The following is a 14231-nucleotide window of genomic DNA, read 5'->3' on the forward strand; positions in this document are numbered from 1 at the left end:
TGAAAAGAGATAGCTCTTTTTTTGTATATATTTTCTTCTATTAGCGGAATCTAACTAAAAACTTGTTGAAAAGGAAGTTAGGTGGGGGACTTGTTAGAGCTAAAAGGTAACTTATTTGAAGTTATGAAAGAAATTAGAGATGAGTTAGGTTCGCCGAATGATTTAACAATTAGGGAAGTTGCCCTTGCCGGTAGTTTTACACGTTGTGCTGTTGTCTTTTTATGTGGGTTAACAGATAAGGATAATGTTTATAAATATGTAGTTCGTACACTTCAATATGAAGAAATACAAAAAGACGAAGCTGTTGTTCAAACATTATTGGATCGCTTTATTTCTATTGCAGAAGTTGGTAAGAAGACAACGTTGCCGGATATTATAAATGCGATTTTAGCGGGAGATACAGTTATATTAATTGATAATATTCAAACCGCTATCGTAATTAATAGTAGGGCTTGGGAAAAAAGAAGTTTAGAACCGCCAGTAACAGAAGATTTAATACGTGGACCGAGAATTGGATTAAATGAAGATATTAACGTGAATAAAGTATTAATTCGCCGTAGTTTACGTGACCCAAAGCTGAGATTTCAATCTTATATTATGGGAAAGAGATCCCAAAAAGAAGTGACTTTAGTATATATAGAAGACATTATTAATCCTTACATTGTAAAAGAGCTAGATCGGCGTCTTCAATCCATAGTGACAGATGTCGTTTTTGAGACGGGTACAATTGAGCAATTAATTCAAGATAATAATTTGTCGCCGTTTCCGCAGTTTTTGAATACGGAAAGGCCTGATAATATTGTGGCCTCATTAACGAAAGGAAAGGCAGCTATTTTGGTGGATGGATCTCCCTTTGCCCTTATAGCTCCGCTAGTGTTTGTTGATATTTTTCAATCTGTGGAAGATCATTATGAGCGTTGGGTAATAGGGACTTTATTAAGAATTTTGCGGATGGGTTCTGGTATAGTTGCAATTTTAATGCCAGCGATGTATGTAGCGCTCGTCTCGTATCACCAAGGACTTATTCCTTCTAAATTGGCTTATTCGATTGCTGGAGCAAGAGAAGGTGTTCCTTTTCCTGCCTATATTGAAACGTTAATGATGGCATTAACGATGGAGTTAATACGAGAAGCAGGAATTAGGTTGCCGAAACCGATGGGACAAACAATTGGGATTGTAGGTGGTCTTGTAATTGGAGAGGCAGCGGTGAATGCAGGAATTGTAAATCCATTTTTAGTTATCATTATTGCGGTTACAGCTATTGCTACATTTTCACTTCCGGTGTATAGCATCACAATTACGTTTCGAATTTTACTTTTCGTCTTTGTATTAGCAGCAACGGCTTTTGGGTTGTATGGAATCATTCTAGCTCTTATTGCGCTTGCTGTTCATATTACAAATTTAACAAGTGTTGGTGTGCCGTATACAACTCCAATTGCTCCCGCATTCTATAAAGATTGGAAAGAAGAGCTTATTCGTTTGCCGAAATCAATGTTGAAAGAGAGACCGGAATATTTACAAACGAAGGATTCTACAATACGTCCAAAGGAGCGAGAATAATTGAAACCATTTGAGTATGGCGATGAAGAGATTGGATCTCGGGAAATTGGGTTTGCGGTATCTTCGACCATTATTGGTATAGGAGCATTGTCTATGCCAAGAGATATCGCTAACCAAACTTTATTTTCGGACGGTTGGATTATTTTGCTTTTGGGTGGATTGGTGTGTGCAGTTTTAGGTTGGTTTGTAACGAGGGTAGCTATTTTATTCCCGAAACAAAACTTTGTTCAATATACGAGTGCGCATTTGACAAAGCCTGTTGCATACACGATTAGCAGCGTTTTAGTATTAACGTTTGCTGCGTTGACAGCATATGAATCGCGAATGATTTCAATTATTTCCCAAACGTATTTGTTTAGTGATACACCAATACAACTACTGTCTTTCTTCTTCTTATTAGTTGTTATTTATGGAATAGCAGGATCTAGAGCAGCTTTATTAAGGTTAAATGTTCTATTTTTACCTATTGTTTTAATTGCGATAGTGCTTCTTTCTTTATTGAATATAAATTTAATGGAAATAAATAATTTACTACCAGCCTTTCAAACGGAAGTGAGTCAATATGCTGTTGGAGTTAAAAATTCTATTTTTACGTTTATTGGATTTGAAGTAGCTCTGTTTTATGCTGTGTTGCTGAATGATAAGGCGGCAAAAAAAGCACCAATGGCAGTTGCGAAAGCGGTAATGGTAAATGTGTTGTCGTACATTTTAATTTATGTAACTTGTATTAGTGTTTTTACGTATATGACAACTCGTGGATTGACGTACCCAACAATTGAATTAGGGAAAGAAATTGAAATTGGTGGAGGGTTTTTAGAAAGATTTGATGCAATTTTTTTTACAACTTGGATTATTACTATTTATAACACTACGGCCATGTATTATGATGTCGCATCATTATTATTTTGCGCTATGTTTCCCAAAGTGAAGAAACATATTTTCATTTTTGTAAGTGCCCCGATTATTTTTATGGTGAATATGATACCTAGTAGTTTAAATGCTTTATCAAATTATGGAACTTATTTAGCTTGGATAGATATGGGGTTTGTCGTGTTAGCACCTTTGTTAGTTTTTATTGTATATAAAATAAGAAGAAGGAATGGTAGAAATGAAACACCTTCTTAAAATTATAATGCTTATGGTTTTAGTTGGATCTATCAGTGGGTGTTCTGAGCTAGAAGAAATAGAAGAAAGAGGATTTGTAGTAGGTGCAGCCTATGATATCGCGAAAAAAAAGAAATCGAATCCGATTATGAAAGGGACGTATCAGATGGTGCTTCCCAGTAAGCTAGCGCAACAAGGGGGACAAGGTGGTGGAGATAGTGAAAATTATATTAATGTGAGTGCGAAAGCAGATAGTGTCTTTGAGCAAATCCGAATTATTGCTAAAAAAATTAGTCGAACATTATTTTTTCCGCATATACAAGTGATTATTTTTTCGGAAGAATTACTGGCGAATCCGTATGTTTTGCAAAATACGTTAGATGTATATATTCGCGATCATGAAATGAGGAGAAATATTCGTTTGTTTGTTTCGAAGAAGAATGCCGAATCTATTTTAAAACAGAGTGCAAAACCTGAAAATTTACCGGCACAGTATATTGATATGTTAGCTGAACATCCTCCGAAAAATGCCCAAATGATTGAGGCTGCAAGAATTGGTGAGGTTCAGGAAAAGATGATTGCGAGCCGAAGCTTCGTATTACCTATTCTTGAATTAACAAAGCAAGGTGTACAAATGAACGGGGCAGCGTTGTTTCGTGGGAAGGATAATAAGTGTGTAGGTAGTTTGAATGGGGAAGAAACATTAGGAATGAATTATATAGTAGGTAAAAAAATTGGAGGTTTTTTTACTATCCGCAAAAAGAATCAACTTATTACATATGAAATTCATAAGTTGCGTCGGAAAATTAAAGTATCTACAACAAATGTTACAAAACCAAAGTTTAATATTCACTTATTTTTGGAAGGTACAATAGCTGAGTTACACTTTAGTGATCATAAAAAGGTCTTGAATGAAAAACGTTTAGAGAAGGATATTTCGAAGGAAATGGAGACGCGCATCCGAAAATCCGTTCAGCTTGTTCAAAAAAAATATAAGGTAGATGTATTAGAATTAGGGGAAGTGTATAAGCGGCATAATTATAAAGAGTGGAAAAAAATAAGTAAGAATTGGGATCAAGGTGAAAATTACTTTAGTGATGCTGAGGTTACTGTTCATGTTCATCCAACAATTGAACATACGGGTTCAGCTTTACCAAAAAGAGTAAAGTAAGGTGATGGAAGGTGTTTACTGGATTGGGGATTAGTTGCACAATATTAATGGCAGTTCTTCCAGGAGCTATATACTACATTCATAAAAAAATTACAACGTATGGAGCACAGCCTTGGAATACTGATATACAAAAAAAGAAACCTGAATGATTTCAGGTTTCTTTCGTGCAAAGCATATGTGAAGGGGGATACCTTCTATGTATGCTTTGTTTTTATACAAGCCCTAACCAATGTACCAATTGTGTAGAGAGGAATGTCACAACAATTGCGATAACGGTAGGGATTGCAAACGATAAGAATGTCCATTTTGCACTTTTTGTTTCTTTATATATGTTAACCAGTGTCGTTCCACATGGGAAATGAAGAAGTGAGAACAACATTGTGTTTAACGCTGTTAACCAAGTCCAACCATTTTCTAAGAATAAATTTTTAATTTGATTAAAATCATCTATTTCAGTTAAAGCTCCGGTTGATAAGTAAGACATTAATAAAATCGGGATAACAATTTCATTCGCTGGTAGTCCAAGAATGAAAGCAGCTAGAATAAAGCCGTCAAGTCCTAACATTTTAGCAAATGGATCTAGAAAATTTACAAAATACATAAGTAAGCTTGTGTCACCGATGAAAATATTAGCTAGTAACCAAGTTAATGCAGCCGCAGGGGCAGCTACAACAACAGCTCGTTTTAAAACATAAACTGATTTATCGAGTGTTGCGCGCACAATTGTATTCCAAACCTTTGGCTTACGGTACGGCGGTAACTCAAGTGTGTAGTGGGTTGGAACGCCTTTTAAAGCTGTTTTGGATAGTACCCAAGAAACAGTTAATGTCATAACGATACCAATTACAACCATTCCAACTACAACGCCGGCAGTAACAAGTGTTTGCATACTACCTGTATAACCAGCAGCCATAAATAATGAGGCCATTAAAATTAACATAGGCCAGCGACCGTTACAAGGTACGAAGTTATTTGTTAAGATTGCAAGCATACGTTCACGTGGTGATTCAATAATACGTGTTGACATAATAGCTGCAGCGTTACAACCAAAGCCCATTGCCATTGTTAAAGATTGTTTACCGTGTGCACCAGAGCGTTTGAATAAGCGGTCCATATTAAACGCAACGCGTGGTAAGTATCCATAGTTTTCTAATAGTGCGAACATAGGGAAAAAGATGGCCATAGGTGGTAACATAACGCTAATAACAGCGCCGATACCACGGAATAAACCAAGTATTAAAATGCCATGTAACCATTCAGGTGCGTGTGCTGCTTGGAACCAAGAAGTTAAATATCCTTCGGCCCATCCGAAAAACTCAGCAATCATATCAGATGGTACGTTAGCACCAGCGATTGTAAGATAAAAAATGATAGATAAAATACCGAGCATAATTGGGAATCCCCATATTGGAGATGTGAAAATTTTATCTAGTTTTTCAGAACGATATAATTTATCCGTATTTGTATATTGAACAGATTCTTTACAGATGCTTGCAGATGTTCGATAAATATCTCCGACAATATCATCTCGTATATCTTCTTTTGAAAGTGTTTGAGCGTGTTGAATAATATAGTCTAATGGAAGAGCTTTACTGGCTGAGTGAGATTCCATTGATTACGACCTCCCTTACAAGTGGTTCGTTATGATGTTTTTCAAGTGCAGTTAAGAAATTTTTATCTCCATCTAATATACGTAATGCAATCCAACGTGCTGGATACGTATCACCGAATACTTTATAAATTTGTGGTTCTAATTCTCGAATCATATTTTCGATTTTTTCACTATAAGTAACTTTAATTGGTGCTGGAATTAGCTTTTTATTTGCTACTTTAGCAATGACATTTAGTAAATGACCGATGCCTACTCGGTTACGAGCGGAAATCTTAACTACAGGTACACCAAGTGATTTTGCTAATTTTTTTTCATCGATAACGATGCCTTTTTTCTCAGCTTCATCAATTAAGTTAATACAAATGACTACGTTACTCGTCATTTCCATCACTTGAAGTGCTAAATTTAAATTTCTTTCCATTGCTGTTGCATCTACAACAACTACAGTTACTTCTGGTTTTTCAAATATAATATAATCCCTTGCTACTTCTTCATCCGCAGAATTTGAATATAGTGAGTAAGTCCCAGGTAAATCTATTAATGTATATTTACTACCGTTATGTTCATATTCTCCTTCAGCTTTTAAAACAGTTTTTCCTGTCCAGTTTCCAGTATGTTGTTTTAAACCTGTTAAAGTATTAAATAATGTACTTTTCCCGGTATTTGGGTTGCCAGCTAAAGCGATACGATGTTTGCTCATCTGAAATCATCTCCTATTAATACCCCGAAAATAAGGGAACTTTCTTCCTTGCGTAGTGCGATAGTTGTGTTGCTTACTTGATAAGCGACCGGATCTCCAAGTGGGCTGCGTTGTAATACTTTAATTGTTGCGCCTGGGATAAATCCTAAATCTAATAAACGTCGTTTCATAGTTCCTTCTAATTGTATCTTCTCAATTTGTACAAACTCTCCTGTCTTAAATTCGGAAAGTGGTTTTATATTAGCCGATACCATAAAAGTTACCTCATCTCTATATTGTTAGTTTAAGTTTAAAAAGTTTCCTTAGGTAAACTTTTTGTTAGTAATATAGTAGACTACATTGGATGATGCTGTCAATTGGTACTTTAAAAATATTCATTTATTTTTAGAATTGTTCCAATTTATTTAGTTGTACTAAAAAATATTACTGAAATTCTATGTAATGTGCATAAATTAGGCGTGTAAAAGTAACAAAATACAGCGGAATTGTAAATGTAACTTTAATTAAAAGGAAAAAAGAGCGAAAAACATTTACATTTAATTTACATTGTTAAGAGTAAATTTACATTACAGCTTAATTAGTGTGGATTTTGTTGGGTTCTTTAACTATAAATGTTGGGATTCCTAGTTTTTAAGGATTATTATCGTCATTTACTTAAAATTAAAAATTGCTTAACACTCACATAATATTATTGTCCTACAATGAATTTGTGTTCGAAAGAAGTAGATAAATGTGAAAAGTGATAATCCAAATGGGGGTACAAGACATGGTCATGAAAAAGGGTATTAAATTTTCTTTAGCAGCTTTAGTGGTAGCGAGTTCATTAGTGGGATGTGGAAAAGCAGAAGAGACATCAGGTAAAGATGCTAAAGGAAGCGATAATGCAAAACAAGAATTGTCAGGTACGATAGCAGCTGCAGGCTCTACAGCACTTCAACCTCTTGCAGAGGAAGCTGGAAAGAAATTTATGGAGAAAAATTCAAACGTTTCTATTCAAGTGCAAGGTGGCGGTAGTGGAACTGGAATTAACCAAGTAGCTTCTGGTGCGGTCCAAATTGGTAACTCAGATGTTCCATCTGCAGATAAAATAAAAGATGCTGATAAGGCGAAAGAATTAGTAGATAACAAGGTAGCGGGTATTGCATTCGCACTTGTCGTAAATAAAGATGTAAAAGTTGATAATTTAACAGTACAACAAGTACAAGATATCTTCACTGGAAAAGTAACAAACTGGAAAGAGGTAGGCGGGAAAGATGAAAAAATTAACGTAATCAATCGTCCAGCTTCTTCTGGTACACGTGCTACATTTGAAAAAACAATTATGAAAGATGCGAAAATCAATGATGGAACTGGTACTACACAAGATTCTAACGGTGCAGTAGAACAAGCGATTAACTCTACTCCAGGTTCAGTAAGTTATTTAGCAATGTCTTACATGGTTGGCGAGAAAAAAGGTGCGCTACAAACAGTGAAAATTGATGGTGCTGAACCAAAAGTTGAAAACATTGCGTCTGGTAAATATCCATTCTGGTCTTACGAGTACATGGTAACGAAAGGTGAGGCAAAAGAAGCAACAAAAGCTTACATTGACTATGTAAAAGGTAAAGATTTTGAAAAGCAAGTAGAAGATATGGGTTATATTCCAATGTCTAAATTAAATAAGTAATAAAATTTATGGGGCTGGCTGCAAGGCCAGTCCTGTTCATTTCAATTTATGAAGTGGGGTCTGTCCTGTGATGAAGGGGAAAAAACAAATTAATTACGTGAAAAGTGAATATATAGGAAGATCACTTGTTACGTTTTGTGGTATTTTTATTGTTTTAGTTACATTAGCTATTATTGCATTTATTTGCGGTAAAGGAATTCAATCATTTACGCAAAGTGGTATCTCGTTTACTGAAATGTTAACATCGACAAAATGGAGTCCAAATGCTGATGAGGGAACTTTCGGGGCTGTAATTTTTATTGTAGGTTCAACGGTGGTTTCGTTAGGTGCGGTTATTATTAGTGCGCCAATTGCTATAGCTCTTGCTATATTCATGAATTTAATTTCGCCGAAGTTTGGAAATAAAGTATTGAAGCCTGTTTTAGAATTATTAGTTGGTATTCCTTCGGTTGTATACGGATTATTAGGGGTTACAATTTTAGTACCGCTATTACGTGATTCGTTTGGAGGAGTGGGCTTTAGTTTAATTGCAGGTATTGTTGTATTAAGTATAATGATTTTGCCTACTATTGCTAGTATCGCTTCTGATGCAATACGCTCTGTTCCATTTGATTATTTAGAAGCTTCTTATGGTTTAGGATCAACGAAATGGCAAGCGATTAGCCGAGTGATTGTTCCTGCTGCGAAAAAGGGGATTTTAACAGGTATTATTTTAGGTTTAGCGCGTGCTTTTGGTGAAGCATTAGCGGTTCAAATGGTAATTGGGAATACGGTTAAATTACCAGAAGGCATATATAGCCCGACAGCAACGTTAACTGGTATTTTGACAATGGACATGACAAATACATTAAACGGAACTGCTTGGAACAATGCGCTATGGACTTTAGCAATGATTTTACTTGTTATTTCATTCCTGTTTATTTTAGTAATTCGAGCAATTGGGCAAAGAGGTGAGCGATAATAATGAATGCAAGAACGGTAAATAAAGTTTGGACAGGTATCTTTTATGCGGTTGCGGCTTTAGTTGTAGCTTTACTAGTGTTCTTAGTGTTTGAGATTTTACAAAAGGGATGGGGTTTTTGGGATCCTAATTTCTTGTTTGGAGAACCAAGTAATACAAGAGCTGGTGGTGGGATTGGTCCGCAGTTATTCAATTCTTTCTATATGCTTGTTATAACGCTTATTATATCTATTCCTCTCGGATTAGGCGCTGGAATATATTTAGCAGAGTATGCAAAACAAGGACGTTTTTTAAACTTTGTTCGTTTATGTATTGAGACAATGGCATCTTTACCTTCTATTGTTGTTGGTTTATTCGGTTTGTTAGTGTTCGTTACAATGACAGGATGGGGATACACAGTAATGGGTGGTGCCCTTGCTTTAACAATTTTAAACTTGCCAGGTTTAACTCGTGTTTGTGAAAATGCGATTTCAGAGGTTCCTTCTAATGTGAAAGAGGCGAGTCTTGGATTAGGTGCAACAAAGTGGCAAACGATCACTCGTATTATTATTCCGTCGTCACTACCACAAATTATTACAGGTGTTATTTTAGCGGCAGGTCGTATATTTGGTGAAGCGGCGGCATTAATTTATACAGCGGGTTTAACATCTCCAATTTTAAATTCAGCAGCGGACTTCTCAAGTCCTGCTCATCCTTTAAACCCATTTAGACCAGCTGAAACGTTAGCGGTTCACATTTGGAAGTTAAATTCTGAAGGAATTATTCCGGATGCGAAGTTAATTGCGACAAAGTCTGCAGCTGTATTAATTATTATGGTATTGCTATTCAATGTTATTTCACGCTTAGTAGCATCTATATTGCACAAACGTTTTACAGGAGCGAAAAGAAAAAGTAAAACGACGAAGAAGGTAAAAGCGGCATAAGTTATAAAGAAGAACTCTCTATTTATAAGTAGGGGGTTCTTTTTGCGTTTTAATATAGAAGGAAAAGGTATAGCGATTGTTGAATTTGTAATTCGTTATATAGATAAAGTGAAATTTAAAACAGTGGGGTTTTACTGCTCACAAATAGTGGGATAAAAAGATGAAAATGAGGGAGTGGGTTTAATTTGTTTTTTCTGCAAATGTCAGGTTTTCCAGGATCGGGAAAATCTACAGTTTCTAAGTATATAGGGGAGTTAACAGGTGCTATAATTGTAGATCATGACGTTTTGAAATCAGCATTGTTAAGATCACTAGAAGTGAAAGGTATTGAATCAACGATTATTGGTGGACTTGCGTATGATGCTGAATGGGCATTGATTGATTCATATTTAGAACAAGGACATAGTGTGATATTGGATAGTCCATGTCTATATAAAGGGATGGTTGAAAAAGGAATTAAGCTGTCTAATAAACATGGTGTGAAATATAAATATATTGAGTGTTATCTGAATGATATGGAAGAGATTAATATGAGACTACAAACACGTAAGCGTCTGGTCAGTCAAATTGAAAAGGTAGAGTCGGAAGTAGCTTTTAAAAAGTGGTTAAATGGTAGTAAAAGACCTCTAAATAGTGAATATCTTATTGTGAATTCTAGTGAACCTCTAGAGCGGTATGCAGAAAAAATGATGGATTATATGAGTAGGTAGAGAAAAAGCGTTATCTTCATTCGTGAAGATAACGCTTTTTCGTTTAAATATCAGGTGTTTCTGTAGAAGTATTTATTTTTCTACGAGAGCGTCTTTTTCTCCCGATTTTATCTAATAGTTCATACATTACAGGAACGACTACTAATGTAAGGACAGTTGAGACTGCTAAACCGCCGATGACAACGACTGCCAAACTTTTCGATACCATACTTCCTGCTTGTGATTGACCAAATAGGAGTGGTAGCATAGCGACGATTGTTGTAATAGCTGTCATAATAATTGGGCGTAATCTAGTGGAACCTGCTTCAAGTAAGGCCTCTCTCGTTTCCATACCGTGTTCTCGGTTTTGTTGTACTCTTTCTATTAATACGATAGCGTTTGTAACGACAATCCCGATTAACATTAATGCGCCGATCAAGGAATTTACATCAACTGGTGTTCCTGAAATGATTAATCCTAAAATACCGCCGACAGCAGCTAATGGCAAGGAGAACAAGATTGCAAAAGGAGCACGCGCCTGCCCAAAGGTAATAACCATAATTAAATATACAATCCCGATTGCAATCCCCATAATCTTGAATAAATCTGTGAAGTTCTCTTGCATAGATTCAGTGGCGCCTGCGATATTTACTTTGGCTCCGCTAGGTAAATCTAAGTCGGCTATCGCTTTGTTCACTTCTGCGCTTACCTTACTTAAGTCTTCATTTGAAGCTTCTGCGGTAATTTGAATGGTTTCTTTTCCATCTTTATGGAAGATTTCTGTTTGAAGTTGCTTTTCTGAAATAGTTGCAATGTCTTTTAAAGGAATTGGTCCATTAATAGGTGATAGTATGTTTGTGTTTAAAATGTCTTCTTGTTTCGTAATGCTTTCTTTTTTATGTTCTATCATAATAGTAGTTTTTTCGTTATTGATTGAAACTTCACCAATAGGTGATTTCTTCATAAGGAATGCTACTTGTTGAGCTGCTAATTCTGGTGTTAATCCTAGTTGTTCGGCCTTTGTTTGATCAACATGGATTTGCCATTCTTTCTTAGAGTCTTCTAAATTCGTTTTTACTTTAGAAAGATCATCCATATCTTTTAGTTTTGTTTCGACGATAGTAGCAGCCTTTTTTAAATTCGTTTCGTTAGTGGCTGTTACGTTGAATTGCAAATTATTGCCGCCGCCAGAGCTTGAATAACTCGTTTTTATATAATCAAGTTCAGCGGGTTCAAAAGCGTTATGTTCTTTTTTTAACTCTTTAATATATTGATCAATATCAGAGCCTTTCTTGAAGACTACAAATATACTGGCAAGATTATTTTTCGTCGTTTGCCCCCATTGTGCATCTTCTGCGCTAGATCCCATTCGTAAAATAACATCCGTTACATCTGAATTAGAAAGTAGCTTCTTTTCGAAATCAAAGGCTTTTTGTTTTTGTGTTTCAGGAGCGTAATCAGCTGGGAAAGTCATATTAATAGATAACATTGTGTCGTCTTCAGATTTTATATTCGCTTTCGGTAGTAATACATAGGCAGCAATCGATCCTGCGAATAATAAAAAAGAAGTAAGTAGAATAATGAATTTATGCGAAAGAGACCACTTTAATGTAGCCACATATCGTGGTGAATAACTTGGCTTTTTGTGTTTTGTTTTTTTGAGTAGTAAAAAAGCCATAAGTGGAACAACTGTTAGTGCAACGATTAAGGACGATAGTATAGAATATACGACCGCTAATACCATAGGTAACATTAATTTTCCGATTACTCCTGATACGAGGCCGATAGGTAGAAAAACAGCAACCGTTGTTAAGGTGGAAGAAGTAATTGCGACGGCGACCTCTTTCGTTGCATCGAGAATAATATCTTTAGAGAAAGATTCCTTTTGTAACCGGCGGAAAATATTCTCAATGACAACGATGCTATCATCGACGAGACGTCCAACTGCAACGGCTAAACCACCAAGTGTTAGAGTGTTAAGTGTGATGTTAGATTGGTGTAGTAAAAAGAGTGTTAATAAAATAGATAATGGAATACTGACAACAGCGATGAGTGTCGTTCGGAAATTGCGTAAAAAGATTAAGATAATTAGAGTTGCAGCAATTGCTCCAAGGATTACTTCTTTTCCCATGCTAGTAACAGCATTTTCAACTTGTTCATGAGTTGATGCTAAAAGTTTAATAGAAAACTGATCTTTATATTGTTTACTTATATCTTTAATTTTTTTATCGATTTCTTTTCCAATTGCAACTGCGTTTTTACTTGGCTCTTTCATGATGATTAATCCAGTGCCTTCTTCGCCATTTATATGTGAGATTGTGTCATAGTGTTGTTTAAGTTCAATTTGAGCAACATCTTGTAATTTAACTTGAGGTGCAACAGTGATGTTTTTAATGTCATCTACATTTTTTATATCCCCGATGACACGAAGGTTATATTCTTCTTTATTAACGGTAACAGCTCCAGCTGGAGTGGAAGTTTCTTTTCCTTGTAAAACCTTTAATATTTGTTCCGTTGTTACGTTTTTATCTTTTAATTGGTTTGGGTCTAGTATAATAGATAATTCGGAAGTTGATTTTCCAAAAAACATAACGTTGGCAACGCCATCAATGCTTTCGAGTTGTGGTACGATTTCCTTTTCGATTTGTTTTTCATCTGCTTTTGAAAATCCGTTTTGCTTTTGGATTGCAATTTGAGCGAGTGGAATCATAGAAGTATTTAATTGGCTAACTATCGGTTTCGTTGCATCTTTAGGTAATTTAATTGTATTAATGGCCTTTTCAACTTCACGTGTGGCATCTTTCATATTTGCTTTGGATGTATACGCGATATCGATGCGTGATAATCCTTCGTGAGTAGAAGAGGTGATGTTGTCGATGTGTTCTAAGTTGCGAAATTGTTTTTCAAGGGGATCGGTTACTTCTTTTGTCATTGCTTCAGCGTCGAGTCCTGGAGATAAGGTTGTGACGGTGACTGCGGGATTATCGATGCTAGGTAAAAATTCCATAGGTAATTTAGACCCGGAATAAACACCGAGTATGGAAATGAGAAAAACCATGATGATAACAGCGGCGCGGTTTTTTAATGAAAACTTTGTTAACCTATCCATAAAGTAATTCCTCCATTGGGTTATTTATAGTTGAGTACGTCCTTTCTACTATATAACAAAAAATGGATATTTTTCATTAATTAAATGTAAAAAAATTCTAACAATAATCTTAAGTTGATGTTTTGTTGAAATTTCGTTATCTATCCCGCCGTTGGTCGGACGATAAGATTCTCACCTCGAATTCGGTTGGGGGGAGCTGTCTGTCAACCACCCGGCTCTTTCAACTAGTAATGATTTGTGTGGAGGAACAAAAAAATCAGCATGTTCGCATTATTAGGAAGTGGCGAAGCTATTTTCTTTTTAAATGTGGACTCTAGTGTAGAAGAGAATGAAAAGGTGGGAGGGATTATGGAAGGCAGTTTGGTTAATTAGAGTGTATTGGTATACAATCAAAATACTTATTTTCAGTAGAGAGAATAAAAGGTTTTACTATAGAAGAAAGGAGGGTAGATAATTTTTTTGTTTTTTTATAAAAAACACTTGTTATTTAAAAACCATGATGGTATATTAATAAACGTCGCTGATGCGGAAACGTAGAAAACGACAAAAAAGAAATTTTAAAACTTAGTTGACATCGAAAAATGAAGATGTTAATATGATGAAGTCGCTTCTGAAGCGATGGACAAGTTCTTTGAAAACTGAACGAAACAAACAACGTGAAACGTCAATTTTTATTTTAGATGCTAGACAAACTAACTTTATTGGAGAGTTTGATCCTGGCTCAGGATGAACGCTG

13 protein-coding genes are annotated in these 14231 nt (G+C 35.6%); 9 read left to right on the forward strand and 4 right to left on the reverse strand.

Annotated features, from left to right (window positions below):
- The first annotated feature begins 81 nt into the window (after positions 1-81).
- Genes gerLA through ACTFR9_RS22415 form a run of 4 tightly spaced genes read left to right on the forward strand, consistent with a single transcriptional unit; the run spans position 82 to position 3984 of the window.
- Positions 82-1560: a spore germination protein GerLA gene (gene gerLA, locus ACTFR9_RS22400; protein WP_001996708.1), complete on the forward strand. Its 1479-nt coding sequence runs from the start codon at positions 82-84 to the stop codon at positions 1558-1560.
- Positions 1561-2685, forward strand: a complete 1125-nt coding sequence (gene gerLB / locus ACTFR9_RS22405; RefSeq protein ID WP_000802024.1) for a spore germination protein GerLB — start codon at positions 1561-1563, stop codon at positions 2683-2685.
- The gene (locus ACTFR9_RS22410; protein ID WP_033687823.1) at positions 2669-3835 is read left to right on the forward strand and encodes a Ger(x)C family spore germination protein; all 1167 of its coding nucleotides are present in this window, start codon (positions 2669-2671) and stop codon (positions 3833-3835) included. Before gerLB ends, ACTFR9_RS22410 begins: the two co-directional genes overlap by 17 nt.
- 11 nt (positions 3836-3846) lie before the next feature.
- Positions 3847-3984 (forward strand): hypothetical protein, encoded by a 138-nt coding sequence (locus ACTFR9_RS22415; protein ID WP_000493994.1) that lies wholly within the window; start codon positions 3847-3849, stop codon positions 3982-3984.
- A gap of 62 nt (positions 3985-4046) precedes the next feature.
- Here ACTFR9_RS22415 and ACTFR9_RS22420 read toward each other — a convergent pair whose 3' ends face one another.
- The 3 genes from ACTFR9_RS22420 to ACTFR9_RS22430 are packed head-to-tail and all read right to left on the reverse strand — an operon-like array spanning position 4047 to position 6401.
- Positions 4047-5447, reverse strand: a complete 1401-nt coding sequence (locus tag ACTFR9_RS22420) for a nucleoside recognition domain-containing protein (protein WP_000443601.1) — start codon at positions 5445-5447, stop codon at positions 4047-4049.
- Positions 5425-6147, reverse strand: coding sequence for a FeoB small GTPase domain-containing protein (locus ACTFR9_RS22425; RefSeq protein WP_000033860.1), 723 nt, complete (start codon positions 6145-6147; stop codon positions 5425-5427). Before ACTFR9_RS22425 ends, ACTFR9_RS22420 begins: the two co-directional genes overlap by 23 nt.
- A complete protein-coding gene (locus ACTFR9_RS22430) occupies positions 6144-6401 on the reverse strand; it encodes a FeoA family protein (protein ID WP_000252984.1) in 258 nt (85 codons plus the stop codon). The genes ACTFR9_RS22425 and ACTFR9_RS22430 overlap by 4 nt, the downstream gene beginning before the upstream one ends.
- A 512-nt stretch (positions 6402-6913) precedes the next feature.
- Between ACTFR9_RS22430 and ACTFR9_RS22435 the strand changes: the two genes are divergently transcribed.
- The 4 genes from ACTFR9_RS22435 (at position 6914) to ACTFR9_RS22450 (ending at position 10407) form a co-directional block, all read left to right on the forward strand.
- Positions 6914-7813 (forward strand): phosphate ABC transporter substrate-binding protein PstS, encoded by a 900-nt coding sequence (locus ACTFR9_RS22435; protein ID WP_229136721.1) that lies wholly within the window; start codon positions 6914-6916, stop codon positions 7811-7813.
- Between the two features lie 70 nt (positions 7814-7883).
- Positions 7884-8774: a phosphate ABC transporter permease subunit PstC gene (gene pstC, locus ACTFR9_RS22440; protein WP_229136724.1), complete on the forward strand. Its 891-nt coding sequence runs from the start codon at positions 7884-7886 to the stop codon at positions 8772-8774.
- A 2-nt stretch (positions 8775-8776) separates the two neighbouring features.
- The gene (gene pstA, locus ACTFR9_RS22445; RefSeq protein ID WP_000994142.1) at positions 8777-9697 is read left to right on the forward strand and encodes a phosphate ABC transporter permease PstA; all 921 of its coding nucleotides are present in this window, start codon (positions 8777-8779) and stop codon (positions 9695-9697) included.
- Positions 9698-9882: 185 nt separating this feature from the next.
- Positions 9883-10407, forward strand: a complete 525-nt coding sequence (locus ACTFR9_RS22450) for an AAA family ATPase (protein ID WP_000465770.1) — start codon at positions 9883-9885, stop codon at positions 10405-10407.
- A gap of 43 nt (positions 10408-10450) precedes the next feature.
- Here the strand turns inward: ACTFR9_RS22450 and ACTFR9_RS22455 are convergent, their stop codons facing one another.
- Entirely contained in the window at positions 10451-13495 is a 3045-nt protein-coding gene (locus ACTFR9_RS22455) for an efflux RND transporter permease subunit (RefSeq protein ID WP_000375579.1), read from the reverse strand.
- 595 nt (positions 13496-14090) lie between these two features.
- Between ACTFR9_RS22455 and ACTFR9_RS22460 the strand changes: the two genes are divergently transcribed.
- The gene (locus ACTFR9_RS22460; protein ID WP_254916515.1) at positions 14091-14225 is read left to right on the forward strand and encodes a hypothetical protein; all 135 of its coding nucleotides are present in this window, start codon (positions 14091-14093) and stop codon (positions 14223-14225) included.
- Positions 14226-14231 lie beyond the last annotated feature (6 nt).

This window comes from Bacillus cereus group sp. MYBK222-1 (assembly GCF_051916425.1).
GTDB classification, from domain to species: domain Bacteria; phylum Bacillota; class Bacilli; order Bacillales; family Bacillaceae_G; genus Bacillus_A; species Bacillus_A paranthracis.

What these genes read in the sequence shown, in the direction of transcription:
- ACTFR9_RS22460 (WP_254916515.1), top strand. Translation starts at nt 14,091, where the DNA reads ATGATGAAGTCGCTTCTGAAGCGATGGACAAGTTCTTTGAAAACTGAA.
- pstA (WP_000994142.1), top strand. Translation starts at nt 8,777, where the DNA reads ATGAATGCAAGAACGGTAAATAAAGTTTGGACAGGTATCTTTTATGCG.
- ACTFR9_RS22425 (WP_000033860.1), bottom strand. Translation starts at nt 6,147, where the DNA reads ATGAGCAAACATCGTATCGCTTTAGCTGGCAACCCAAATACCGGGAAA.
- ACTFR9_RS22435 (WP_229136721.1), top strand. Translation starts at nt 6,914, where the DNA reads ATGGTCATGAAAAAGGGTATTAAATTTTCTTTAGCAGCTTTAGTGGTA.
- ACTFR9_RS22410 (WP_033687823.1), top strand. Translation starts at nt 2,669, where the DNA reads ATGAAACACCTTCTTAAAATTATAATGCTTATGGTTTTAGTTGGATCT.
- ACTFR9_RS22420 (WP_000443601.1), bottom strand. Translation starts at nt 5,447, where the DNA reads ATGGAATCTCACTCAGCCAGTAAAGCTCTTCCATTAGACTATATTATT.
- ACTFR9_RS22455 (WP_000375579.1), bottom strand. Translation starts at nt 13,495, where the DNA reads ATGGATAGGTTAACAAAGTTTTCATTAAAAAACCGCGCCGCTGTTATC.
- ACTFR9_RS22430 (WP_000252984.1), bottom strand. Translation starts at nt 6,401, where the DNA reads ATGGTATCGGCTAATATAAAACCACTTTCCGAATTTAAGACAGGAGAG.
- pstC (WP_229136724.1), top strand. Translation starts at nt 7,884, where the DNA reads ATGAAGGGGAAAAAACAAATTAATTACGTGAAAAGTGAATATATAGGA.